Genomic DNA, 26,164 nt, shown 5'->3' with positions numbered 1-26,164 from the left:
GTAGCTAGTTGGGATAACAGGGCTTCAGGTATAACTTGAAGTAACTCATTTACAGTTACCTTATGATCTTTAAAAACTGACATATAAGACTGATTATCAATATTAAAGATACAAAAAACAAAGAATAAAAGCAAGTTATTTGTCTGATAACCAGTAGGTTATTCATATATTTCCTTCGGTATTATAATTAAGAAAAAAGTCTTTATAACAAAAAAGTCGGAAGAATAATCTTCCGACCATGACTGGCTTAAGCCGCTTTTTTAATTATAAGTATTTAAAACTGAAGTTCTTTCTTATTTTTTTGTTGTGTGGGACTTATAATTTCTACATTTTGGAATGCTATAGCTCCCTTTACAACCGATGCTATCACTTTGCGCATTGCATCGATGATTTGCATTTTTAATTCGCTGCGATTATAGATTAAACTCACCTCTCTTGCCGGTACGGGATCTTTAAACATTTTTAAGTTGCTCTTATCGTTTTCAGAAAGATCTAAAGTATGGAGGTATGGTAGTAGTGTCATTCCCAAACCTTCGTTAGAAAGTTTAATCAGGGTTTCAAAACTACCACTTTGTAATCTAAAATGTTCGGCTTCACTAGATTTTACTGTTTTACATAAATTAATGATTCCGTCTTTAAAACAATGACCGTCCTGTAGTAATAAGATATCATCAATATCCAAATCTTTTACATCTATTTTGTATTCATGATGTAAACGATGGCTTGGCGGGATATAGCCCACAAAAGGTTCGTAGTATAGAGCGTTTTCTTTTATGCCTTCAATATTTAAAGGGGTAGCAGCAATAGCAGCATCTAAATGACCCTCTTTTAGTTTTTCGATAATTGCTTCGGTATGCAATTCCTCGATCTGAAGTTTTACCTTTGGATATTTTTTAATGAAATTATTAATAAACATAGGCAGCAGTGTAGGCATTACGGTAGGAATAATCCCAAGTCGAAATGCACCACCAATATATCCTTTTTGTTGATCTACGATATCCTGAATTCGATCGCTTTCATTCACAATATTCCTGGCCTGAGTGACAATTTTTTTCCCTGTTTCAGTAAGCTCGATGGGCTTTTTACCACGGTCAAAAATTAGAACATCTAGTTCTTCTTCTAATTTTTGTATTTGCATACTTAAAGTAGGTTGGGTAACAAATACTTTTTGTGCGGCTCTTGTAAAGTTTTTATGCTCGGCAACAGCTAAAACATAATGCAACTGAGTTATGGTCATAGTCTACTATAATATTTCCTTATCATCTGGATTTATATTTTTAAAATCCTTACTTACAAATATATTAGTTTTTTCTATTGTAAACGAAAAAATACTAAAGTTTATCTATACTATAAACCCGCAATTAGTGGGTTATAAAAGCGGGTTTCAATCTAAATTGTTAATTGTTATAGCCGAATGGTAATTACTTTTTCATGACCATCAAAAGTAAATTTTCCATCGTTCCAAACCGGTGGACCAAAAGGGTTTAACTTATTGTTTGAAACTCCATAATCTTCTTGTGGCATTCCATTGGTTTCAAAATCCATTTTGTCATTATCATTTTTATCGTGAAAGCAAATTATAGCATACTCCCCTTTAGGGACATCAGTAAAAGTGACTACAGATTTCCCATTTTCTATTTTAGCATTCTTTGAAAAAACAGGTTTTTTCATAAAGCTTTCTTGGGTATAAATTCCGTAAACCATCTTTCCATTATCACTGGTCACATTTAAAATTTCTACAGAAATCGTTCCGGTAGTATCTTTTGCAGTTTCCTGTGCGTTAGAAGTAAATCCTGTGATAAAAAGGGCAAAAATAATAGCTAAAGTTCTCATGTTTAATTGGTTTTATTTAGTTTTATAATGTAAAAGTAGGAAAGAAGTTATATTGAATCACAAGTAACTTACTGAACTGTAAATTTTTACTTCTGAATTGTTATTTACAAAATCCAATAAAACTATAAGGTAGGAATTCAATGAATACTTAATTTAGCCTAACCTTAAATGTATTTAGATTTGAGAGAAGAAGAAGGAATTAAGATTTGCAAAGAGAAGACGCTCTAAAAATCAACTACCGAATACTCCAAAATATACCAACCGTCGAACAATTACACTCCCTAAATCAATCCCCTGGCTTTAATTTCCAGATATTTATTAATGGTATTAACGCTCAAATCTTTTGGTTTGGTAAGTACGACTTGGATGCCGTTACGTTGTAGCTCTTTGGCCATTTTTATCTTATTCTGGCTAAACTCTTCAGCAACTCCCTGGTGGGCGCTTTCGCTTAGGTTTTCAGGTTGAGTGTGCAGGAGCCTTGTAATTTCAGTATTTTCAAAAAAGATCACGACCAACACGTGTCGTTTATTAATCGCTTTTAAATAGGGGAGTTGTCGTTCTAAAGCTGATGGATGCTCAAAATTGGTATAGAGCATCAATAAACTACGATGCGTAATAAACCGGTTAATACCGGCATATAAACTACCAAAATCAGATTCTTTAAAATCGGTATTAATATTATACAAGCTTTCCATGATACGTTGTAACTGACTCATCCTGGAAGAATCTTTTAGTATTTTTTCGATTTTAGCAGAAAAACTAATCATTCCTGTTTTGTCTTTCTTACGCAGGGCGATATTCGAAAAAGCAAGACTACTATTTATGGCGTAATCCAGCAAACTAAGTCCCTCAAAAGGCATTTTCATCACACGCCCGGTATCGATAACCGAGTATACTGGTTGTGCTTTTTCATCCTGAAATTGATTTACCATCAGATTTCGGTGTTTTGCGGTCGCCTTCCAGTTAATAGTGCGCACATCGTCACCGGTCACATATTCCTTTATTTGCTCGAATTCCATGGTATGGCCGAGTCGGCGTATTTTTTTAAGTCCGGCTTGTGAAATTCGGTTATCAATAGCCAGGAAATCCAGTTTTTTCATCTGGATAAATGAAGGATATACCTTTACCATTTGCTCAGCATTAAAAACCTTTCTGATTTTGGCCAGCTTTAGGATGCTTTGTGCGTATACATTCAGTTTTCCGAAAATATACTCACCACGTTGCAAGGGAGTAACTTCATATTCAAATTCATAGTTTTCGGAAGGGGTTATTTCCGCAGTATATAAAAAATCCCTTTTTTGAAACTGAATGGGAAGTTCTTCGATAACTTCAGCAAAAACTTTAAAAGAATAGGCATTTTTAATTTGAATTTTAACCGTATTGGAATCTGAATTACTAAACTTTTCAGGTAAAATACGTTGAGCGCTTAAACCTTTACTTTGATATAGCGCAATAATATCGATCACTAAAAGGATGCTTAGTAATACCAATATCACCCAAAGGATGGGATAGATGATTGGAATCCAAAACGAGAATAGGAAAAGCATCGCAATCCCAGCGATAATATAAAAAAAACGCTTGGTTAAATATAAAGACTTAAGAAATGTAATCACTATCGCGGTATTTCTACAGATTGGCTAATCATTTGAATAACGTCCCGAGTTTTCATGCCTTCCATTTCGCGGTCTGGGGAAAGGATAATTCTATGGCCTAAAACCGGATTTAGCGATTTTTTAATATCCTCCGGAATTACAAAATCACGCCCATCGATAGCCGCAAAAGCTTTAGCAGCATTCATAATAGCAATGGATGCTCTTGGGGAAGCTCCTAAATAAAGATGCGCGTGTTGGCGGGTTTTACTTACCAGTTCGGCTATATAGTGCAGGAGCTTTTCTTCAATTTTAATATCAAAAATCTGTGTTTTTAATTCCTTTAATTTTTCAGGAGAAAGTATAGGAATGATATTGGCTTCAGGTTGAGCTCCTTTTCTCTCGTTATGACCTTTAAGAATATCAATTTCTTCCTCTAATTTTGGGTAATCTACTTCAATCTTAAATAGAAAACGATCTAATTGTGCTTCAGGTAAGGCATAAGTTCCTTCCTGTTCTACCGGGTTTTGAGTAGCCAAAACCATAAAAGGATCCTGTAATTGATGGCGCTTCCCATCGATAGTAACCTGGCGTTCTTCCATTACTTCAAAAAGAGCAGCCTGAGTTTTTGCGGGTGCACGATTAATTTCGTCTATAAGTACGATGTTGGAGAAAACAGGCCCTGGTTTAAACTCAAAATCTGATGTTTTCATGTTTAAAACCGAAGTTCCCAAAACATCACTCGGCATTAAATCTGGTGTAAACTGAATTCGGCTAAAATCGGTTTTAAGGCATTTGGCAAAAAGCTTTGCTGTTACGGTTTTTGCTACCCCGGGAACACCTTCGATAAGTACATGGCCGTTAGAAAGTAAGCCTACAATTAATAGCTCTACAAAGTCGGTTTGCCCAACGATAATTTTAGATAGCTGAGATTTCAGATCTTCTACTGAAGTTTTTAATGCTTCCAGGGGAATACGGGCATCAAAATTAAGTTCTTTATGCTCTTCGTTTTTGGGGTGTATATTTTGTTCTTCCATTAGTGTTGGTTTTAGCTTCTCATGAAACGATATTTTACGCCGATTTTATCGAACACCGTCTATATTTTTTCTTTTGGGGCATTGGCATATTTAAATTTATATATGCCCCTACTTATATTTTCAAAATCCTGAGCAGTAGCTTTTTTAGTACTCAGTATCTCCATGTTTTTGAATAATTCTTCTACAAATTCAATCGTGTTACCCGTTTTATCGGCCAATATGGTATAAAATTGATCTTGTTTTTTATCAGGTTCAAGTTTAATCTCAGTCCTGATATATTCTTTAAAATGCTGAATTCTTTTTTGGGTTAATTCGTCGATCTTTTTTTGTTCCAGATAAAGATCGGCGATAGTTTGGGTGTATTCGTATGACTGATTTTTTAATGGTTCTACGATTGGGATCGCTCGTTGCTTTCGTTTTCCTTCAAAAATAATAAATAACAAAGAGGCCAGAATCATTAAATAATAGGCCCATTTTAAAGGCTTGTTTTGCATGATCACATACAGCAAATTTGTAGGCTGTGCTTTACCGGTTTTATAATAATTATCCCAGTAAATGGGCTGATTCTGGTCGATATATGCCAAAATATTTTCTACATATTTAAAATTATTGTGCTTAAGCATAAAATAATTACCAAAAGCTTCAGGCGTACTATGCATAAAGATCTTCCCTTTACCAAACGGTGTTTCAATAAAATTAATTTGGGGTTCACTTAAGGTATCATCATCGTATTTTACCGTTCCTAAAATAGTTGTTTTCAGAGTATCTATTTTGTTGAAATAAATAGAACTGAATTCATGCGGAACTTCAAAAGGTCCTTCCTGCTTGAAATTTTGATTTATCAGATCTAACTCCGTTTTAGGGATAAATGTCACCTTATCCTGAATTTTTTTACTGTAAGGTTTGGTTTCTAAATGCAGGGTATCTAAAAATTGTTCTCCAAAAACATCTGAAGCTATAAAAGCGGTATTCCCTTTTTCTACCCAGGCGAGTAATTTATTCAATTCGTCTTCGTCAAAAATGACGTGATTATTCAGGAAAAAATAAGATCCGTCTTTAATTTTGGAGCTGTCGCTTAAAAACTCGAACGGCGGAATATTAATTTCCTCGAAATATTCTGGATTACTATCCTTCCAATTTTCGTAGAAAACATAGGTGCCAAGCGGAATCTTGTCTTCTTTGGCATAGCTGGGATACCAGTTTATTGGAGTTGGTTCAATCGCTTCCAGATAGGTTAGAAATGCGACCAAAAGGATTAAAACACCAAGCGAAACTTTATACAACCTACTCATTTTTGGTGTTTTTAATGGTTGAATTTAATTCTGAAAAACCTTTTTCAGCAAGTAAAAAATCTTCTTTAGAAACCTGAAAATCACCATACCAGATAAAATTGTACACTCGAGTGCCCTTTCTGAAAAGTCTGTTTAGCTGTTCATTAGTAATTTCTGAGATATAATCGTTGTTGGTTTTTTGCGCTTCAAATTCAATAAAGTTTTTAAGATCTAGTTCCTTTAAAGCCTGAAGATAATAATAACGAACCGCCATGCGATATTGGCCATTTTCTATAGCTGTGTTTATTAAGCTAGGTATGTCGGCATTTTGGATAATTTCTTCTTCATCATCTAAATGTACTTTAGCTGTTTGTGGTTGCTGAAGTATATCTTTACCTGGATTCATGCGGGTAAATAACCAGATGATTAAACAAATCACACCTATTAACAGGATATAGGGTACTAATTTTATGATAAAACCAAAGATGCTTCCAGCGTCGTAATCGCCAAATAACCAACGTAGAAATTGTTGGTATTTCTGGTTAATCCATTCTTTAAACTCCTGCCACCAGGTTTTTTGCTGCTTCTCTTCTAGATAATTAAAATCTTTATCCTGCTTATGTTCTTCAATTCTATGCTCTTTAAATTCTACAGGCGTAAGATTATTGGTCGTATCATAGCGGATTTTATCATGAGGGGATACCGTAGCAGTTTCTTCTGCTTTTCGCTTCATTCCTGTATTAGCGCCGGACTGGGCAATAGTATCCTGCTGCGCTAATGCCAGATTAAAATTAATTAATAAAAGAAGGGAAATTAAGATTTTCATTCGCGGTCTTCGCCTAACCTATCGATATTTTCAAAAGTACCGGTAAAGTTTTTTTCTTCGTGTAAATTAAAATAGATAAGACTTATAAAGATTGGAGTAATGATGTAAAGTAAGTACTGAGCGATAGAAGCCAAAATGGTTAGGATCATCAATATAGGATCTTTACTTTGCATAGATTCTGCCATGGATTCTACACCGGCATCTAACCCGGAAATCATTCCAACAATCATATAAATGATCATGGGCATTTGAAAAACAACATTGATCAAATACATAATGATACCAAAAACGATAAGTGCACCAAAGGTAAACCACCAGTTATCTTTAATTAACTGGAAGCAAGATGAAATTGTATCACCAACTCCTTTTTGTTCAAAAACCAAAATGGGTAAAGCTAAGGTGAGCACTACACCAAGATAAATACCTGGAATTAATATAAACAAAAGTCCGGTAAAAATTAAAATACCAACAATTAAATTAACGGCTAAGCCGCTTCCCAGATCTTTTTTAAGCCCGTTTTTTATATCATCTTCGCTTACTACACCATTATTGGCGATGTACGATTTTATATAGTTAAAAACACTTAAATATAGAGCTGTGATATATACAAACACAGCAATTAAATTTATGAATGCAGGGATTAAGAAACCGGTTAAATTTCCATAACTTTCAAATCCCATTCCTAGTGTTACATATGTATAATAGGCATTGGTTAAAATTAGCGCAATAAAGAAAGGGGCGCAAATTTTAAAATTGATACTAAGAAAGCTTTTCCCGTTTTCTCGTAAAAACTTAAAGGTGTCACTTAGTAGTTCTCCAAAATCTCGGGTTTTTCTGAACCTGAATATGTTATTTTCCATCAACAAATTTTTTATGTAAACGATGTGGTAAAAGCACGTAGTACCACAAGATTAGAATTAATGACAAAGTTATAATTAAAATAGCCAGTATATCTGGCATTTCCGTATGCCTGGTGACAAATCCTTCTAAAAATCCGGCAATTATAAAAAACGGAACGGTAGAAATTACGATTTTTAGTCCGTCTTTAATTCCGGTGACAAAGGATTGCAGTCGGCTGTAAGTTTTAGGGAATAATATACTGCGTCCTACAACCAGACCTGCACAGGCTGCAATAATAATCACCGAAATTTCTATCGTACCATGAATCCAGATGGTTCGTGCCGATGCCCACAAAAGTCCTTTGTCATAAAAGAAATACTGAAAAGACCCCAGCATAATTGCATTTTGCATAATTACCACAAGTGTTCCCAGACCTGCCAGTACACCAAATGTAAATGCCATTAAACCTACCCGAATATTATTAATGGTAATCCCCAAAAACATATCGGTTTCCGAGGCCTGTTTATAGACGGCCATCGGATCGTTATTTTCAATATTATTTAAAGTTGAATTCACATAAGCATCCCCAAGAACGGCTCTTACAAAACTATCGTCATTAGCAGCCGAATAGGCTCCAATAATCGCAAATAACGCAAAGACTATAAAACTGAATAATAATTGTTTTTGATACTGGTAGAAGAACAGTGGAAACTCTTTAGTATAAAATAGAATAAATTTATTTTTCGATTCTTTTTTGTTTTTGTAAATCTTACGATGGGCCTGTGATGCCAGGTCATTTAAATATTTCGCTGTATTACTGCCGCGATAAAAAGTGTTGGCATAGCTTAAATGATCTGTAATTTCTACATAAGAAGCAGAAAGCTCATCTGGAGAAATATGAGTATTATTTTTCAGGAGACTTTCAAATTTTAGCCATTTATCTTTATTTTGCTTCACAAAAGCAGCCTCGCGCATATTCAGGATTAAATTAGATCCTCAAAGAAACATATTTAATGGATAATTTTCAAATCGAAACCGCTCAAAATATCGGAATTCAACAAAATTCAGCCTCTATTGGAGATCGAATCTTAGCATTTCTGGTGGATCTCTTTATCATCATCATCTATACCATCTTATCTATGCTTCTATTGGCCGGTCTGGAAGCCGATCGTTTTGGTGAAATGGTATACTATGTGGTGATTGGGCTGCCCGTTTTTTTGTACTATTTATTATTCGAAACGTTTTGGGGAGGAAAAACACCGGGGAAAGCTGCGTTAAAAATTAGAGTGGTAAAATTAGATGGATCCCGTCCTGCTTTTTCAAATTATTTAATACGATGGTTATTGCGAATAATTGATATAAGTATAGGGAGCGGTAGTATTGCAGTGGTCACTATTTTACTAAATGGTAAGGGACAGCGCTTAGGAGATATGGCTGCAAAAACCACGGTAATTTCAGAAAAAAGAAAAGTAAGTTTGGCCAATACACTGGCTGTAGAAATTCCTGAAAATTATGTCCCTAAATATCCTCAAGTAACGGTTTTAAAAGATCGTGATGTACAGGATATAAAAGAAATTTATAGAACTGCGAGAGTAAAGGGAAGGCACGATGTCGTCATTGCCCTGGCTGAAAAAACAGCTAGTGTCCTAGGAGTAAAATTTGAAGAAAAACCTATGGCGTTTATAAAACAGGTTATAGAAGATTATAATTATTTTACCCAGCAGTAGGGTGGAAGTAAGAAGTAAGAAGTAAGAAGTAAGAAGTTAAAAGTAAGCTAGATTTTTACTGTTGAGTGGATGTAAGTATCTTAGTAATCGCTTTAAAAGATATAATCATGACATTCTTAAAATATTGCAGCGTAAATATGAATCGAATCTAAATTTTTTTTCACATTCTAATCCAAAGAAATTATTATTTTTCATTATCCGAACCATACATATAATAAGGTGATTACGCTCAGAATCAATTCAAAAATAGAAAGTTTAAGAGGACTTATCCGATTTACCAAAATTCTATCAATAATTAAAAAATGGAAGAAAAATAGCAACTCCTAATAGAACTAAAACTCCCCCCTAAACTTCCTCCACCATTCAATGTCCAATGCATATAAATCAAAAGGAATTCCGATAATTAAAATAATGATGCCTACTATCAGAAATGATGTTGGTTTATACTTCAAATTACAATTAAAATTATTTAATTTCATAACACGTGTAGATTTTTCGCTTATCTTAAATTGCTAACTGTTTGATGCAAGCGCTAATTGATACTGCGCACTGAGACTGCTCACTGCCAACTGAGACTGCCTACTGAAAGACTAATCAATAATCTCAACTTCCATTTCGATATTATCTATAGGCCATTCAGATTGGCCGGTTTTTACTTTAGAAATTTTATCTACAACATCCATTCCTTTAGAAACGTAACCATAAACGGTATGTTCGTCGTCTAAATGATGGGCACCATTAGGATTTAACACCACGAAAAATTCAAACGGACTGGAAGCTTTGCTGGTATTCTGTTCAGCATATTTGGCAGCTGAAAAGGCTCCACGTACGTGGGTGTGCCCAGCATCTAATTCATTTGGAATTAAGTAATCTCCAATGGCATAGCGTTTTTCGTTGGTAGAAGCGTTATCAGAATTACCACCCTGAATAACAAAATTTGGCGCTACACGGTGAAAGTAAGTGTGATCAAAATAATGATTTTTTACCAGCATGATAAAATTAGCGCGGTGTAAAGGCGTATCTTTATATAAGGTTACTTCAAAAGAACCAAAAGAGGTGGTGATACGCACTTTATTTTCAGGGTTTTGTTTTCCATATTCGGTTAAGAACGGGATTAATTTTTCCTGAGGGATCGGAAATGCCGTATCTTTTTCGGTTAATGCTTTTTCTTTCTCTTTTTTAATTTTAGCTGAATCTATTTGAGATTTTGCAGAATCCTCATCGTTTGGACTATTTTTAACTGCTTTTGATGTGTTTTCTGAATTATTTTCATTGGAAGTTTTCTTATCTTCACAACTTGCAAAAATACTAACAGCTAAAATTACGAGTACTGATATACGTTTAAACATGGATTTTTTCGAGTTTAAAAATAGAATTTCAAATTTAAAAAAAATAGAACTTCCCGGCGAGACTGCTCATAATAAATTAGCTCCTTCCATTAGGATTCAGGAGCTTAAAAAGATAGATTTTTCAGAAAAAAGAACAAATCAAGCCGGAGTAATGGCTGTTTTTTATCCTAAGTACGATGAAACTTATTTCGTGTTAATTCTACGTAAAACCTATAAGGGTGTACATTCTAACCAAATTGGCTTTCCCGGTGGAAGGGTAGAAAAAGAGGATCGAGATTTAGCGGAAACAGCACTTAGGGAAACTGAAGAGGAAGTAGGAATCCCAATGGAAAAAATAGAAGTAATTCGCGGATTGTCGAAATTATATATTCCACCCAGTAATTTTTGGGTACATCCTTTTGTAGGTATTTTAGAAGAAACACCAACCCTGGTTCCCCAGGAATCTGAAGTTGAAGATATCTTAGAGGTAAAACTGGAAGATTTTTTAGATGACAATAATTTCGTAACCAGAAACTTAAGTACTTCTTATATGAAAAACATTGATGTTCCTGCGTTTTTACTAAACGATCAGGTAGTTTGGGGAGCAACAGGAATGATGTTAGGGGAGCTTAGAGAAATGTTGCAGGAAATATTATAAAATAAGAATCCCTATATTTGTGAGTTTTCAGAAAATTTTAAACTTAACGTGAGAATTTAGAAATCAGGAACCTAGAGTGAATTTACGAATTATGAACCCGGGCATCCTAATATATAGAGGGAATGGGGGGAGTAAAGCTTTAGTATTACAACAAAAGGATTGGTGACGATAAATAGAGTAATGAAATTATGGGATTATTTAAAAAGAATCCATTTGGACATATATTATTTTTAAAAAAGTGGCTCATTCGTTTATTCGGTTTGATGACGCACAGGCGCTATCGAGGTTTTAATGAATTAAGTATTGAAGGTTCAGAAATTATAAAAAACCTCCCCGATACCGGAGTGTTATTTGTATCTAACCATCAAACTTATTTTGCTGATGTAGTAGCGATGTTTCATGTTTTTAATGCGAGTCTTAGCGGTAGGGTAGATAGTATAAAAAATATAGGTTATATCTGGCAGCCTAAAATGAATATTTATTATGTGGCGGCCAAAGAAACCATGAGGGCCGGCTTACTGGCAAGAATTATGGCTTATGCCGGTGCTATTAAGGTAGAAAGAACCTGGCGCTCTAAAGGTCAGGATGTAAAACGAAAAGTAAATCCCGACGATTCTAAAAATGTTGGAATCGCTTTAGATGATGGTTGGGTAATTACTTTCCCTCAGGGAACCACAACGCCATTTAAGCCTATCAGAAAAGGAACTGCTTATATAATTAAGCAATACAAACCAATTGTGGTACCTATAGTTATTGATGGTTTTAGACGTTCTTTTGATAAAAAGGGATTGCGAATTAAAAAACGCGGAATTTTACAATCTTTTCAGGTTAAAGAGCCTTTGGACATTGATTATGACAATGATAGTGTAGAGGAAATTGTAGGAAAAATCGAATATGCCATCGAGCAGCATTCTTCATTCTTAAAAGTAATACCTGCAGAGGAATTAGAGGAAATAGAACATTTAAATGAAAAACGCCGCTATTCTTACAAAGAAGAATAAACGGCATTTATAAGACAGAATTATTGTAGGTGTTTAATCACAGTCTAAATTCTCTAACTGCGTATAATTTTTCTTTAATCTTCTTAGTAGGATTCCGTATAAGAGTTGGTAAAAAAACCATATTACAGCCAAAAATATACCTATAGCAATGACGGTTATTCCCGTAAATTTTAGCCAGTCTAAGGCATCAAAAACATAAGGAGTGTTATCAGTAACCTGGGTATCTTGAATATGGTGGTAAATTATGATATAAACATAGGCTAATGTTACTATAGCGAGTGAGATTAAAACATACAGAATGTATGATTTAACCGTTTTTCGGGTTCTTATAATATCCCTCATTAATTTTTTAGCTGAACTGGTAGCGTTTATTCTTCTATAGTTCATATAAAACCTAAACACAAAGAATAATGTAATTAAATAATTTATCCCATAGATCCATATGGTTACTTCTTTTAGATCCAGTTGTTCTAAAGAATTCCAGTATTCTTTGTCAGCTAAGCCAACATTCAATAACACACCAATTACAAATTCGAATATACTTATAATAAAGATCCACTTCACAATAGAAGAAGATCGTTTCCAGATCATTTTGTAGATCTCGTCATAGGAAACTTTAGGAAGTGTGGCTTCCTGTTTTTTCCAGTTCTTTTTTAATAATTCTAATCCATCCATAGTTAAGGATTTAAAACACTTTTAAGTTTGGTTTTTATTCTATTCATCTTCACTCTGGCGTTCACCTCACTTATCCCTAAAGTTTCAGATATTTCTTTATAATTCTTGTCTTCCAGATATAGAAAAACAAGTGCTTTTTCGATATCGTTTAATTCTTTTATGGCATTATACATTAGGCCTAATTGTTGCTCGGTCTCATCATCGTACTCTTCAGTTTTAATTTTAAAATGAACAGTATCGAAATCTTGGGTTCTAATTCCTCTTTTCTTTTTTCGATATAAAGTAATTGCGGTATTTAAAGCTACGCGGTACATCCAGGTACTAAATTTAGCATCTCCCCTGAACTTTGGATAGGCTTTCCAAAGCTGGATGGTAATCTCCTGAAATAGATCGTTATGCGACTCCCTGTCGTGCGTATACAATCTACAGATTTTATGCGCAATATTCTGGTGTCGCTCTAACTTCGAAACAAACTGATGCTCTAATTCTTTATCCACAATTACTGGTTAGCTAATGGTAAGTAGTTATAAAATGTAAAATGTTACAAATTATTTTAAATTCAAGTTAATGCATTCGCTATTTGTACTATATGCCGTAACTTTACGGGAAACCAATCAATAGTTATGAATATACCCAGGACAGATTTACCCAGGGTGGTTATCATTGGTGGAGGTTTTGCCGGGATGTCCCTTGCAAGAAAGTTGTTACACGAAGATGTACAAATGGTCTTATTGGACCGTAACAACTACCACACTTTTCAACCCCTTTTATATCAGGTATCTACTTCAGGTTTAGAGCCAGATTCGATAGCTTACCCATTGCGTAAAATTACCCGAAATTCCGAAAAATGTTTTTTTAGAAATGCAGAAGTAAAGTCTGTAGATGCAGATAATAATACCGTACACACCAGTATTGGTGAGATAATTTATGATTATCTGGTTATTGCTACAGGTTCTAAAACAAATTTCTTTGGAAATAAAACGGTAGAAGAACATGCCATGTGGATGAAAACAGTCCCGCAGGCCTTAAATATTCGAAGTCTTATTCTGGAAAATCTGGAGCAAGCGGTAATTGAAAACGATCCAGAGAAGCGCAAAGCTTTACTGAATTTTGTATTAGTAGGAGCAGGGCCTACCGGGGTAGAGCTTAGTGGTGCAATAGCCGAATTACGGAATAATATTGTTCCCAAAGATTATCCAGATCTTAATCCCGCTGAAATGAATATTCACTTACTAGAAGGTTTGGGCAGAGTATTACCACCCATGAGTGAAAAATCCTCTAAGAAAGCACAAAAATTTTTAGAAGATCTTGGAGTGAAAATTCATTTAAACACCATGGTGCAAAGTTATGATGGGCATTTGGTGACCACAAATACCGATCTCGCTTTAAAAACAGAAACATTAATATGGTCTGCAGGAGTAACTGGAGCCCCTCTAAAAGGTTTAAATGCATCAGCATTGATCGAAAAGGCCAATCGCTATGAAGTGAATGCATTTAATCAGGTAAATGGTTATGAAAATATTTTCGCAATAGGGGATATAGCCATAATGAAAACAGAGGATTATCCTAAAGGTCATCCTATGGTGGCCCAACCGGCTATTCAACAGGGAAAACATCTGGCTAAAAACTTAAAACGAATTTTGAATGATCAGAAATTAGAGCCGTTTGATTATTTTGATAAAGGAAGTATGGCGACCGTAGGTAGAAATAAAGCGGTGGTTGATATCGGTAAATCTGCTTTTGGTGGCTTTTTTGCCTGGTTTATCTGGATGTTTGTGCACCTTTGGTTTTTGATAGGCTTTAGAAACAGATTGGTGACGTTTTGTAATTGGGTATACAATTATATAAATTATGATCGTGCAGCAAGACTTATTATCCGCCCTTTTAAATCGAATAGAGAAAATCTGGAAGCCGATCAGAAAAAGATTTAACATGATATAAAGACAGAAAGAAGAAATTTTTAAAACCCGAATCCTAGGATTCGGGTTTTGTTTTTTCAACTGGTCATTAAAAAATCACAGGTCAGTTTTCTTTTTTATAAGTAATTGAATTCCTAAAGCATTTTTGGAGTATAAAATCAATCAAAAATGAACTTCAATTACTTTCTTTTTCTTTTAGCTACAATTTTTAGTGCGCAATCATTGCTTGCGCAACACGAAATCTCTGGGATTATTACGGATAAAAAACAGCAGCCCGTAGTAGGAGCCAATATTTATATTAAAGGCACTTATGACGGTGCTGTTTCAGAGGAAAATGGACAGTTTGTTTTTACTTCTGAAAAAACCGGAACACAAATCCTTGTAATTTCATTTTTGTCTTTTGAAACCAAAGAAATTTCAGGAGAAATAAATGATTTCAAAAACCTACAAATTCAGCTTGTAGAAAAATTTGATGCTTTAAATGCAGTGATTATCAATGCAGGAAATTTTGAAGCAGGAACTGCCTCCGAAGCTTCGGTTTTAAAACCTTTGGATATTGTAACTACAGCCGGAAGTGTTGGTAATATTATCGCGGCATTAGAAACACTGCCTGGTACGCAAAGTGTTGGCGAAGACGGGCGTTTATTTGTAAGGGGTGGTGATGCCAGCGAAACACAAACTTTTATAGACGGACTAAGAGTTGCGCAGCCCTATAATGCTTCTGTAAGAAATATTCCTTCCAGAGGGCGATTTTCTCCCTATTTATTTAAAGGAATGTCTTTCTCTACCGGTGGTTACAGTGCCGAATATGGTAATGCCTTGTCGAGTGTGTTAGTGATGGATACTCAGGAAAAAGCCGAAGAAGATAATACAGAACTTAGCTTTATGAGTTTAGGTTTAGGGATTGGTAAAACTAAAAACTGGGAAAAAAGTTCAATCACGCTAAATGCCAGTTATGTGAATCTTGGACCTTATCAATCTTTAATCGATCAAAATATAAAATTTGATAAGCCTTTCCAGTCCATTGCCGGTGAAGCTGTTTTTAGAAATCAGTTTGAAAACGGACTTTTAAAAGTCTACACCGCTTATGATTATTCTTCCTTTACAGTAGAGCAGCCTATCGATGGAGCTTCCCAAACGGTAGATTTAAAAAACAATAATTTTTATATGAATTCTTCTTATCAGCATTCATTAGGTAACAAATGGCACTTATTTGGCGGAATTAGTTACGGAAATAGCCAAAATGATATCAATTTAGAAAATGAAGAAAATGCTGAAATAGTTGATGATACCGAAAATAGTTTTCATCTAAAAACGAAGCTTAGTAAAAGATTTACTGATAAAATAAAATTGAATTTTGGAGCGGAATATTTTAATACCAATTTTAATCAATATTACCAAACTGACACTGGTGATTTTGAGCCGAATTATACTTCAGGATTATTTTCAGTATTTACTGAAACCGATGTTTATTTTACGCAGAATCTGGCAGCGAAAGTGGGAGTAAGAACCACCCGGGACGCACTGTTGGAAAAAGTTTATGTGAGTCCGCGTTTATCTTTAGCCTATAGAATAGATGAAAATCAACAAATTTCAACAGCGTATGGAAACTTTAGGCAACAGGTAGGGCAGGATTATTTAAAATTTAATCAGGATTTATTTCAGCAACAAGCAGCACATTATATCCTTAATTATCAATTTTCAAAAGCTTCAACTACATTAAGAGCAGAGGCTTATTTTAAAAAATATCGCGATTTATTAACCTACACAGGAGATGAAATTACGTATGATTCTAATTTTGGCAACAATGGTTCTGGTTATGCCAAAGGGATCGATATTTTTTGGCGTGACGGGCATTTAAAAAATCTTGATTATTGGGTTTCATATTCTTTTATCGATTCTAAAAGGAAATATCAAAACTATCCAGAGAAGGTAACACCAAATTATGTAGCCAATCACAATGTTTCTATTGTCAGTAAATATTGGGTTCAATCTTTACGGAGTCAGGCCGGATTTACTTATAATTTTAATTCAGGCAGGCCCTATAACAACCCTAATACTTCAAATTTTATGAGTGAAAAAACTTCATCTTACCATAGTTTGAATTTCAACTGGGCATATTTACTTAATAAACAGCAAATTCTTTATGTCTCGGTTTCCAATATTCTGGGCACTAAAAATGTATTTGGATATGATTACTCAAACACACCAAATGCCTCAGGAAAATACACTGCAAAGGCAATTAGACCCACGGCCGACAGGTTTTTCTTTGTGGGGTTCTTTTGGACGATAAGTGATAATAAAAAGCGAAATCAGTTGGATCAACTTTAAAATTACAATTCGGTATTGAAATTCGACGATTCAGTAAGCTATTATTTAAAAGCAGCCTTTATTTATCCAATTTTACAATAAGAAATAAAATCAATCAAAAAATGAAAACACTTATTATTCTATTTTTACTTACAATTTCTGAAGCGATATCTGCACAGAGTTACGAAGAAGCCATGCAAAAAGCCATGCAAAACTGGCAGGAAGATAAAGTTGAAACCGCTAGTGCTATTTTTGAGCGTATTGCGGCGGCAGAAAAGGAAAACTGGTTACCCGATTATTATTTGGGATTGGTAAATACGACGGCAGCCTTTAGTACTAAAGATCAAAAAATGTTAGAAAATCAGCTAAAAAAAGCAGAAACAGCTTTACAATCAGCGTTGATGAAAACCGATGAAAATGCCGAACTTTTAGTGCTCGAGGCGCTTATCTATACTGTGAAAATTACACAAAATCCTATGGTCAACGGACAAAAATATATGCCAAAAATCAACGAGATTTATGCAAAAGCTGAAAAGTTGGAGCCCAAAAACCCAAGGATTAAATTTGAGAAAGCACAATTTGATTTAGGAGGAGCAAAGTTCTTTGGAAAGGATACAACACCAATTTGTAAAGAGATCAAAGCTTCTATCGTTTTATTTGATGAGTTTAAGAACGATACACCGTTTTACCCAAACTGGGGGAGAGAACAGGCTGTCAAAGCTTTAGAAGATTGCAAAAATTAGGGTATAGAGATTTTAATTAAAAATTAGAGTATTTTTAGAACATAATAGCAATCCTATGCAAACCCTAAATAAAATTATCAAGATTAGTTTTATAGTAAGTATTTTGGTTTTTATTATAAACCTAATTTTTAACGACTTTAAAATTGATTATTTTAAAGATTTAGAAAATTGGGGAATAATGGTTTTTTATAGTTTATCCCTAACCATTGTAAATGTTTTGTATGCCGATCTTTTTGAGAAATATGTAGGTTGGGAAAATGCCGGGCCAAAAAGAGTTTTCCTTTCAGCATCAGGATCAATAATAGTAACTCTTATAGCTTATTTTTTGTGTAGGCTTATACAAATTGTTCTCTTGGTGCCAACTAAAACGCTTACTGAATTTATAAGTGAAGAGAAATTAAGATATTATTTATTTCCGCTATTGTTCAGTACAGTAATATCCTTGTTTTTTCATCTTGTTTATTTTTTTAGAGCCAGGCAGGAAGAAAAAGTAAAAGAGCAGCAAATCATCGCAGGAACAGCCACTTCAAGATTTGATGCACTTAAAAATCAGCTTGATCCTCATTTTCTTTTTAATAGTCTGAATGTGTTGAGTTCTTTAATTGATGAAGATCCTGATATGGCACAAAAATTTACCGGTTCATTATCTAAAGTATATCGCTATGTTTTAGAGCAAAAAAGCAAAGAACTGGTAACGATAGAAGAAGAACTTAAATTTGCTAAAGTCTATATGAATCTTTTAAAAATGCGCTTCGAAGATTCTATCATATATGATTTTCCTGAACAACTTTCAAATCCCGAAGCGAAGGTGGTACCACTTTCACTACAGTTATTATTAGAAAACACTGTAAAACATAATAAAATAACTCCCGACTCTCCTTTGGTTATTACAATTTACGAGGCGGATAGGGTACTTGTGGTGAAGAATAACCTACAGCCTAAAGAAATTTTAAAAAGTGGAAGTGGGGTAGGCCTGGTAAATATTAAAGAACGCTACAACCTGCTTACTAAAAGGACAATGGAAATTATTAAAACAGAAGACGAGTTTATGGTGCGTCTTCCTTTATTGACAAAACAAACCAACCAGTTAAAACCTTTAAAATCTGAAAAAATGAAAATAATAGATAGCCAAAGATACTTACAGGCAAAAGAACGCGTACATAAAGAGAAAGAATTCTACGGGAACCTTACGTCTTATTGTATAATAATTCCTGTGCTAGCGGTCTTTAATTATCTGACTACAGATTTTATATGGGTTATTTTTCCGGCGCTAGGTTGGGGACTGGGATTACTGTTTCATGGTTTTGCAGCTTTTAACTATAGTCCTTTTCTAGGAAAGGATTGGGAGGAACGTAAGATTAAAGAAATCATCAACAAAGAAGATTAATATACTTAATTATGAAAAATTTAGCAGACAGATATTTTATAGCACAAGAGAAAATAAAGAATATAAAAAAGTTCTACGCCCACCTGGTAACTTTTATCCTCGTTAATCTTGTTTTTTTGAGTATTAACTACCAGATAAAATATATCGAATTTCCATGGGTTTTATGTGGAACTTTTGGATGGGGAATAGGTTTGGCGTTTGATTATTTAAAGGCTTTTAATAAAAATCCTTTTTTAGGAAGGGATTGGGAAGAGCGTAAGATTAAAGAGATATTGTATAAATAAAGGTAAATCATCGATCATGAAAAATTCAGAAGAAAAATATATTGAAGCACGAAGAAAAGTGCAAAAAATTAAAGATTTTTATACGCACTTAATGGTGTTTATCGTAGTAAATCTTTTATTGTTTGGTATTAATTGGTACACCATAGATTTAAGTTATCCCTGGTTTTTATGGGTTTTCTTTGGGTGGGGGATTGGCCTGGCTTTCGATTATTTAAAAGCTTTTGATAAAAATCCCATGTTTAGTAAGGATTGGGAAGAGCGAAAGATAAATGAATACATGAATGAAGAACATGATCAGCATCGCTGGGAATAATATTTTACATGAAAGTAGTAATTGTTGAAGACGAAAAGCCCGCCGCAAGGCGATTAAATCGTTTACTAAATAAAAGAGAATTAGATGTAGTGGTAATGCTTCATTCTGTGGCCGAGGGGGTTGCCTGGTTTTCTAAAAATGAGCATCCAGATCTTATATTTCTGGATATTCAACTAAGTGACGGACTCTCTTTTGAAATTTTTGAAAACGTAAAAGTGAAAAGTGCAATTATTTTTACAACGGCCTATGATGAGTATGCATTAAAAGCTTTTAAATTAAATAGCATAGATTATTTATTAAAACCAATTGATGATGAGGAGCTGGATGACGCCATCGAAAAATTTGAAGAAACACATCAGTCAAAGTCGGTACAATTAAATGTAGATGATTTTAGAAATTTACTTCATCTTTCCCCTTCCAGTAATTATAAGTCAAGATTTACCATTCAGATAGGGCAGCATCTTAAAATTATAGACGTAGATGATATTGTTTGTTTTTATTCAGAAAATAAAGCCACGTATATCCAAAATAGTGAAGGTAGAGCTTACCTAATGGATGCCTCTTTAGAGCAGCTTGAAAAAGATCTGGATCCTAGCCTGTTTTTTAGAATTAATAGAAAGTGTATTGTAAACTTAAAAGCAATTAAAGATATTATTTCGTATACTAACTCTAGATTAGAGCTTAAACTCATGAATTTTAAAGAATTTCAAATGATTGTGAGTAGAGAACGCGTTAAGGACTTTAAGAGTTGGATTTCTTAGATTTAGGATGTTAGAATAAAATGTTAAAACTCAATATTTTTAAAACCAAATAAAACTTTATTTCGTAAATATAAATGAAGGGCAGTAAAGAAGCCTTTCTACTTGAATCGTTTTTTTTGGTCGAATTTCAGATTTGAGTTTTTGATTTTTTTGGTTGGTTAGGTGAAAGGCTTGTTTTTACAGGCCTTTCGTCTTTACTCAAAGTTAGCAATTTACTACTGGCGCCTATGAAAAAGCCCTGCATTCGCAGGGCTTTTCTTATTCTCAAATATATTGGTTTTACAGGCACCACCAAATAGTTCTAAAAGTATTAAGGAGCTGCTACTGTACCTAGCACGTATAACTGTTCCATGGTAGGAGATTGGCTACCGCCCTCAGGCTCCAGGGTAATACCAAAAGCTTCAGATTCATTAGTATTGGCTAACTTAAATATTTTAGATCCAGCTTCATCAAAATCCTCTAATAAACCAATACTCGTTGGTGTTAATGGTTGCATGGTTAGCGACCATACTTGATAAACCATACCTCTTGGTGGTTCTGGTAAGCCAAGGGCATCAATGTATGCGGTATCTTCGTTATCATTCCAGTATACCGTAGCATAGGCGCCAGGAGCTACATCCTGTCCCTGTAATGGTATTCTTGAAATATTTTGATCTCTTAGTGCCGCTAAAATCTGTTTTGTATTTTCAGCATCTGCTCTAATATCCGCAATTTGTTGCTCTATAATGCTATTCTTAGTTTCCGCTTCGGTTAACGATCTTCTAAGCGCACTGTTTTGCTGGAACAAAAAGAATAAGCCTATTAAAAGTACGAGACTTGCAGCCCACCCCATATATGTTACCCATTTAGCGCGACGCGTGCTTTTTGGTGCGATAGACCTAACGGAATTACGCGGAGTAAGTTTAGATTTAAGTGAAGCTAATAATGCTTCAGGATTGTAGGGGGCTACTCCAATTGCAAGTTTCTGAAGGGCAGCCTCAATTTCCTCTACTTCTTTTTCAACTTCGGCATATTCTTTAAGCATAGAGGTCACCTCGCGACTTTCAGCTTCACTAAGAGCGCCATAAACATAGAGTTCCAAAATACCTGATGATATATAATCTTCTATTTTAGCCATTAGTTTCCTATAATTTCTCTTAATTTATTAATACAGGCCCTGTTTCTGGTTTTTACCGTTCCCAAAGGCATTTCTAATTCATCAGCGGTTTCTTTTTGAGTATAGCCTTTGAAAAATAATAGGTCGATTAATTTTTTACAAACGGGTTTCAGAATTTCGATATATTTTTTCAATCCTATGGCGTCTGCACTAGCACTAAAATTAGAGTTTGATTCTAATATATCTACGAAATTATCTGCAGCGAGGTTTTGTTTTTTGTTTTTAAAACTTTTAGATCTTATCTTATCTATGGAAGCATTCCTGGCAATATTGAGGATCCAGGTAAAAAATCGGCCTTTGCTGGAATCGTAGGATTCCGCATTTTCCCATATTTTCATGAATACATCTTGTAAAACCTCTTCTGCGATATCCTTTTCCCCAATAATGCTAAAAATGATACCGTAGGTACTTTCAGAGTAAAGTTGGTAAATGCGCTCAAAGGCTTTTTGATTTCCTTTTTGTAGCTCTAAAATTAAGCCATCCTGCTGCATAAAATTTAATGGTTAGTTTATTTAAAAATAGATAAAAAAATAAAAGCAGCTAATTAATTAGCTGCTTTTATTTTCAATTGTAGGATTTTACCCCAATTTTATTTCATTTCGATAACTCCACATCCCACACGGGTACCAGCAGCACCTGACGGCTGAGAGGTAAAATCGTCTACACCGTCGTGTACAATAATAGCTTTACCTACGATATCTTTAGTATCGTCGCCACATCCTATACACCACTCGTCAGTAGTTACAGTAATCGTACCTTTTCCTGAAGCATCTACTTCAAAATTTCCTATATCACCTTTATGGTAGCCATCTTCAGATCCCCATTTACCGTGAGGCTCATTGGTAGGATTCCAGTGTCCACCTGCGGATGTACCGTCTGCAGCAGAGCAATCTGCCTTCTGGTGAATGTGAATAGCGTGTTTACCTTCAGAAAGTCCCATAATGGTAGCTTCCATAGTAACCTCACCATTTTTCTGAGTAAAGACTACTTCTCCAGAAAGGTTGCTGTCACTTTTTGGCTCTAAGGTTACCATTAATTTTTTCTCATCAGCATTTTCATCTTCCATTTTGTTGGAATCAGAACTCATTTCGGTTGTTTGCTCTTCTAATTCTGTACTATCACTTTCTTTTTTTTCGTTTTTACAACTGGTTATAAAAAGCGTAGCACAAAAAAGTAGCGGTAAGCTAATACGTTTCATAATTTCCTGATTGGTTTTACAATTAATCATAACGAATGTACCAAGATTAGGAAAGGAATGCAAGTATTTAAGGCAAGCTTAACAGTCAAAACCCCTTTAGAATTCAGTTTTAAACTTATAGTATTAATACTTTTAAATAAAGTTTCATTACTTAAAATTATATCCCTGTTTTTGTTAGTATTTAAGTTTTTCAGCCTGGGTATAGTAGGATAGTAAGGCAAAAAAAGAACCGCGCATAGCAGCGCGGTTCTTTATAAAAACTAAAAACTAGTTTAATTCTTTAATCGTAATATTTCGAAACCAAACCTCGTGACCATGATCCTGTAAAGCAATATGACCAGATTTAGATTTTCCAAATCGATCCCAGTCCGCAAATTTTGAATTCTTAACAAGTTCTTCCCATCCTTCTCCTTCAACAGGAAATTCAACGATTTTTACTCCGTTTTGAGTCACAGAGCCCTCATTAGTTTTATGATCTATTTTTAAAACAACGCTATTCCATTCTCCTACTGGTTTGGTGACATTTTCAGGAGGAGCAACCATGTCATATAGAGCACCGGCGTGACGATTAGGACCATTTTTACCATCTGGATGTTTTTCATTATCCAATACCTGGATTTCAGGACCGGTTAAATAAGGCTCACCTAGGTCTTTGTCTTCTACTACAGCCCACATAAATCCGCTATTTCCACCTTCAGAAATTTTCCATTCCATGGAAAGTTCAAAATCGGTATAACTGTTTTTCGTAATTAAATTTTCACTTTGATTTCTTCCTTCTTTCGGGACAAAATGTAAAGTCCCGTCGTTTAGCGTCCATTGTGTAATAGAATCACGGTTATAGCCTTTCCAGTGATCATTTATATCACCTGTAGTAAGATCATTCCAATCACTATTTGGAGCCGGTTTACCGGTAACGACATTTTCCTTGTTTTCATTTGATTTTTCTGAATTCTCAGATTCAGAATTTTTGCAGCTAATTGTTGTTACAGCAGCAGCTAATAGTACTAATCCTAATTTTTTCATTTACGGTTAGGTTAAGGTTAAAATTATTTGAGATAATAGTTCTCGGTGGTATTGATTTTGAATATTTATTTTAATCCCAGAATATTTTTAAGATGGTCTTCGTTAATTTCGGATCCTGCGAAATCATCAAATTTTTTCTGGGTGGCTTCGATAATATGGCTTTGTATAAATGGAGCTCCTTCTTTAGCTCCCTGGTCGGGAGATTTTATGCAACATTCCCATTCCATTACCGCCCAGACATCACATCCATATTGGGTTAATTTAGAGAAAATCGTTTTAAAATCTACCTGACCGTCACCAGGATGGCGGTATCTACCCGCACGGTCTATCCAATCATTATATCCACCAAAGCTTCCTTTTTTACCGGTAGGATTAAACTCGGCATCTTTCACATGAAACATTTTAATGAACTCATGATAATGATCGATATATGTTAAATAATCTAATTGTTGTAGCACAAAATGGCTTGGATCGTAAAGAAGATTAACTCTTTTGTGATTATTTGTTTCCGCTAGAAAGCGCTCAAAAGTATCACCATCGTGAAGATCTTCACCGGGATGAATTTCATAACAAAGGTCGACTCCCTGTTCATCAAAAACATCTAGAATTGGCAGCCATCGATTCGCTAATTCTTTAAAACCAAGTTCAACAAGACCATCTGGTCGTTGCGGCCATGGGTGAGCGGTATGCCATAAAAGAGAGCCGCTAAAAGTACCATGTACATCCAGTCCAAAATTCCGACTGGCCTTAGCAGCACTTTTTAGTTGTTCTATAGCCCATTGTGTTCTGGCTTTAGGATTGCCCTTATATTCATCTGGAGCAAAATTATCAAACATGATATCGTAGGCAGGATGTACGGCAACCAGCTGTCCCTGTAGATGTGTACAAAGCTCGGTAATTGCTAATCCGTAAGATTCAACTTTTCCTTTAAGCTCGTCACAATAGGTTTTGCTTTCTCCTGCTTTTTTAAGGTCGATTAGTGCCGACTCCCAGGTAGGGATTTGTATTCCTTTGTATCCTAAATCTGCAGCCCATTGGCAAAGCCCGTCTAAGCTGTTAAATGGAGCTTTAGTATCCATAAACTGAGCTAAATAAACTGCAGGTCCTTTTATCGTTTTCATTGGTTAATTTTTTGCAGATTAATCGTCTATATTTGTCCAAACATTACCTTTCTTATGGCTTTCTACCGCTTTTTCGATAAAGTTCATTCCTCGTAAACCATCGATAATGGTTGGGTATTCGCCATCAAAAGCCTTTTCTCCTAAAATTGCTTTTGCCACCCCATGATAAATATTACCCATAGAGTCAAAAATTCCTTCAGGATGTCCTGGTGGTAGTTTTGTTCCGCTTAGTGAAAAATCACTGTTATAGGCATGTCCTGGTTTTAAGATCTGTAAAGGTTTACCTTCTTCCATTAAATAAAGGTAATTAGGGTTTTCCTGTTCCCATTTTATTCCGGCTTTGTCCCCGTAAACTTTTACGGTAAAATTATTTTCTTCTCCGGTGGCGATCTGGCTAGCTCTAAGCACACCTTTAACCTGATCGTCAAGTCTTAGTAACACGGTGCCATCGATATCCATTGCGTTATCCTCGTAAAGATAATTTAGATCTGCAAGGATCTTTTTAACCTCCATGCCTGTTATATATTCAATCATGTCATAAGCATGAGTACCAATATCACCAATACAGCAGCTTATTCCAGATTTTTCAGGATCGAGTCGCCAAATAGTATTTCGTTGTTCTTTATCATGAATAATGGGGTTTATCCAACCCTGATAATACTGAACATCTATTTTCTGAATTTTTCCAAGCTTTCCTGAAGTGATCATTTCCCTCATTTGGCGTACCATTGGATATCCCGTATACGTGTAGGTAACCGCAAAGACTTTCCCCGCTTTATCTGAGGTTTTCTTAAGAATTTTAGCTTCTTCTAACGTAGTGGTCATTGGTTTTTCACAAATCACATGAAATCCGTTTTCCAATAGTTGTTTAGCCATCGAAAAATGAAGAAAATTTGGGGTAAGTACGGATACTACTTTTATACGTTCTTCTTCAGGTAAGCTTTTCTCTTTTTCAATGAGCTCATCAAGATTAGCATAAATATGATTGGTGCTAATTCCAATTTCTTCAGCAAATCGTATACTTTCATTTTTATCGGTATTAAAAACACCTCCAACAACCTCAAACTTATCGAACATTGAAGAAGCTACACGATGTAAAACACCAATTAATGAATCACCGCCACCTCCAAGGATGCCCAGTTTAATTTTCTTTCCCATTTTATT

At 34.8% G+C, this 26,164-nt stretch carries 27 protein-coding genes; 10 read left to right on the top strand and 17 right to left on the bottom strand.

Annotation, left to right across the window (positions count from 1 at the left end):
• Positions 1-274: 274 nt before the first annotated feature.
• The 8 genes from AC13DP_RS22140 to AC13DP_RS22105 all read right to left on the bottom strand — a co-directional run bounded on the left by AC13DP_RS22140 (position 275) and on the right by AC13DP_RS22105 (position 8,371).
• On the bottom strand, positions 275-1,237 hold the full coding sequence (locus tag AC13DP_RS22140; protein ID WP_347405701.1) for a LysR substrate-binding domain-containing protein: 963 nt from the start codon (positions 1,235-1,237) through the stop codon (positions 275-277).
• A gap of 167 nt (positions 1,238-1,404) precedes the next feature.
• Positions 1,405-1,833, bottom strand: a complete 429-nt coding sequence (locus AC13DP_RS22135; protein ID WP_347405700.1) for a DUF2141 domain-containing protein — start codon at positions 1,831-1,833, stop codon at positions 1,405-1,407.
• A 281-nt stretch (positions 1,834-2,114) separates the two neighbouring features.
• Entirely contained in the window at positions 2,115-3,443 is a 1,329-nt protein-coding gene (locus AC13DP_RS22130) for a DUF58 domain-containing protein (RefSeq protein ID WP_483068501.1), read from the bottom strand.
• 2 nt (positions 3,444-3,445) lie between these two features.
• The gene (locus AC13DP_RS22125) at positions 3,446-4,459 is read right to left on the bottom strand and encodes an AAA family ATPase (RefSeq protein WP_228252144.1); all 1,014 of its coding nucleotides are present in this window, start codon (positions 4,457-4,459) and stop codon (positions 3,446-3,448) included.
• 59 nt (positions 4,460-4,518) lie between these two features.
• On the bottom strand, positions 4,519-5,751 hold the full coding sequence (locus AC13DP_RS22120; RefSeq protein WP_347405699.1) for a DUF4350 domain-containing protein: 1,233 nt from the start codon (positions 5,749-5,751) through the stop codon (positions 4,519-4,521).
• Positions 5,744-6,556 (bottom strand): DUF4129 domain-containing protein, encoded by an 813-nt coding sequence (locus tag AC13DP_RS22115; RefSeq protein WP_347405698.1) that lies wholly within the window; start codon positions 6,554-6,556, stop codon positions 5,744-5,746. The genes AC13DP_RS22120 and AC13DP_RS22115 overlap by 8 nt, the downstream gene beginning before the upstream one ends.
• On the bottom strand, positions 6,553-7,416 hold the full coding sequence (locus AC13DP_RS22110; protein WP_347405697.1) for a glycerophosphoryl diester phosphodiesterase membrane domain-containing protein: 864 nt from the start codon (positions 7,414-7,416) through the stop codon (positions 6,553-6,555). Before AC13DP_RS22110 ends, AC13DP_RS22115 begins: the two co-directional genes overlap by 4 nt.
• The gene (locus tag AC13DP_RS22105) at positions 7,406-8,371 is read right to left on the bottom strand and encodes a stage II sporulation protein M (protein WP_013071841.1); all 966 of its coding nucleotides are present in this window, start codon (positions 8,369-8,371) and stop codon (positions 7,406-7,408) included. Before AC13DP_RS22105 ends, AC13DP_RS22110 begins: the two co-directional genes overlap by 11 nt.
• A gap of 38 nt (positions 8,372-8,409) precedes the next feature.
• Between AC13DP_RS22105 and AC13DP_RS22100 the strand changes: the two genes are divergently transcribed.
• Complete coding sequence (locus AC13DP_RS22100; RefSeq protein ID WP_347405696.1) at positions 8,410-9,123, top strand: RDD family protein; 714 nt, start codon at positions 8,410-8,412, stop codon at positions 9,121-9,123.
• A 590-nt stretch (positions 9,124-9,713) separates the two neighbouring features.
• Here AC13DP_RS22100 and AC13DP_RS22095 read toward each other — a convergent pair.
• A complete protein-coding gene (locus AC13DP_RS22095) occupies positions 9,714-10,472 on the bottom strand; it encodes a peptidylprolyl isomerase (RefSeq protein WP_347405695.1) in 759 nt (252 codons plus the stop codon).
• On the opposite strand from AC13DP_RS22095, the gene AC13DP_RS22090 reads away from it, so the two are divergent.
• Both AC13DP_RS22090 and AC13DP_RS22085 read left to right on the top strand, forming a co-directional pair.
• A complete protein-coding gene (locus AC13DP_RS22090) occupies positions 10,471-11,109 on the top strand; it encodes an NUDIX hydrolase (RefSeq protein ID WP_347405694.1) in 639 nt (212 codons plus the stop codon). The two genes, AC13DP_RS22095 and AC13DP_RS22090, sit on opposite strands and share 2 nt — an antisense overlap.
• Before the next feature lie 188 nt (positions 11,110-11,297).
• Positions 11,298-12,110, top strand: coding sequence for a lysophospholipid acyltransferase family protein (locus AC13DP_RS22085; RefSeq protein ID WP_347405693.1), 813 nt, complete (start codon positions 11,298-11,300; stop codon positions 12,108-12,110).
• Between the two features lie 33 nt (positions 12,111-12,143).
• On the opposite strand, the gene AC13DP_RS22080 is transcribed toward AC13DP_RS22085, so the two are convergent.
• The gene (locus AC13DP_RS22080) at positions 12,144-12,785 is read right to left on the bottom strand and encodes a hypothetical protein (protein WP_013071847.1); all 642 of its coding nucleotides are present in this window, start codon (positions 12,783-12,785) and stop codon (positions 12,144-12,146) included.
• Positions 12,786-12,787: 2 nt separating this feature from the next.
• A complete protein-coding gene (locus AC13DP_RS22075) occupies positions 12,788-13,282 on the bottom strand; it encodes an RNA polymerase sigma factor (RefSeq protein ID WP_013071848.1) in 495 nt (164 codons plus the stop codon).
• A 126-nt stretch (positions 13,283-13,408) separates the two neighbouring features.
• Between AC13DP_RS22075 and AC13DP_RS22070 the strand changes: the two genes are divergently transcribed.
• The 7 genes from AC13DP_RS22070 (at position 13,409) to AC13DP_RS22040 (ending at position 20,502) form a co-directional block, all read left to right on the top strand.
• A complete protein-coding gene (locus AC13DP_RS22070) occupies positions 13,409-14,716 on the top strand; it encodes an NAD(P)/FAD-dependent oxidoreductase (protein WP_228252153.1) in 1,308 nt (435 codons plus the stop codon).
• Between the two features lie 156 nt (positions 14,717-14,872).
• Positions 14,873-17,035 carry a TonB-dependent receptor gene (locus AC13DP_RS22065; protein ID WP_347405692.1) on the top strand — a complete coding sequence of 721 codons (2,163 nt, stop codon included), beginning with the start codon at positions 14,873-14,875 and terminating at the stop codon, positions 17,033-17,035.
• 101 nt (positions 17,036-17,136) lie between these two features.
• Complete coding sequence (locus AC13DP_RS22060) at positions 17,137-17,757, top strand: hypothetical protein (RefSeq protein ID WP_347405691.1); 621 nt, start codon at positions 17,137-17,139, stop codon at positions 17,755-17,757.
• 55 nt (positions 17,758-17,812) lie between these two features.
• On the top strand, positions 17,813-19,144 hold the full coding sequence (locus tag AC13DP_RS22055; RefSeq protein ID WP_347405690.1) for a 2TM domain-containing protein: 1,332 nt from the start codon (positions 17,813-17,815) through the stop codon (positions 19,142-19,144).
• A gap of 11 nt (positions 19,145-19,155) precedes the next feature.
• Positions 19,156-19,428 (top strand): 2TM domain-containing protein, encoded by a 273-nt coding sequence (locus AC13DP_RS22050; protein ID WP_347405689.1) that lies wholly within the window; start codon positions 19,156-19,158, stop codon positions 19,426-19,428.
• Positions 19,429-19,444: 16 nt separating this feature from the next.
• Entirely contained in the window at positions 19,445-19,741 is a 297-nt protein-coding gene (locus AC13DP_RS22045) for a 2TM domain-containing protein (protein WP_013071854.1), read from the top strand.
• Between the two features lie 8 nt (positions 19,742-19,749).
• Positions 19,750-20,502, top strand: a complete 753-nt coding sequence (locus AC13DP_RS22040) for a LytR/AlgR family response regulator transcription factor (RefSeq protein ID WP_347405688.1) — start codon at positions 19,750-19,752, stop codon at positions 20,500-20,502.
• A gap of 310 nt (positions 20,503-20,812) precedes the next feature.
• Here the strand turns inward: AC13DP_RS22040 and AC13DP_RS22035 are convergent, their stop codons facing one another.
• From AC13DP_RS22035 to AC13DP_RS22010, 6 genes are all read right to left on the bottom strand, one after another.
• Complete coding sequence (locus AC13DP_RS22035) at positions 20,813-21,619, bottom strand: anti-sigma factor (protein WP_347405687.1); 807 nt, start codon at positions 21,617-21,619, stop codon at positions 20,813-20,815.
• A complete protein-coding gene (locus tag AC13DP_RS22030; RefSeq protein WP_013071858.1) occupies positions 21,619-22,149 on the bottom strand; it encodes an RNA polymerase sigma factor in 531 nt (176 codons plus the stop codon). Before AC13DP_RS22030 ends, AC13DP_RS22035 begins: the two co-directional genes overlap by 1 nt.
• Positions 22,150-22,247: 98 nt before the next feature.
• Complete coding sequence (locus AC13DP_RS22025; protein WP_347405686.1) at positions 22,248-22,856, bottom strand: superoxide dismutase family protein; 609 nt, start codon at positions 22,854-22,856, stop codon at positions 22,248-22,250.
• 267 nt (positions 22,857-23,123) lie between these two features.
• Positions 23,124-23,879 (bottom strand): 3-keto-disaccharide hydrolase, encoded by a 756-nt coding sequence (locus AC13DP_RS22020; protein WP_347405685.1) that lies wholly within the window; start codon positions 23,877-23,879, stop codon positions 23,124-23,126.
• Between the two features lie 65 nt (positions 23,880-23,944).
• A complete protein-coding gene (locus tag AC13DP_RS22015) occupies positions 23,945-25,000 on the bottom strand; it encodes a sugar phosphate isomerase/epimerase family protein (RefSeq protein ID WP_228252161.1) in 1,056 nt (351 codons plus the stop codon).
• 18 nt (positions 25,001-25,018) lie between these two features.
• On the bottom strand, positions 25,019-26,158 hold the full coding sequence (locus AC13DP_RS22010) for a Gfo/Idh/MocA family protein (protein ID WP_272957033.1): 1,140 nt from the start codon (positions 26,156-26,158) through the stop codon (positions 25,019-25,021).
• Positions 26,159-26,164: the final 6 nt, after the last annotated feature.

The sequence above is a fragment of the Zunongwangia sp. L-65 genome, assembly GCF_056859415.1.
Note: the sequence above shows the minus strand (reverse complement) of the source record. Positions and strands in the feature narration are given on the sequence as shown.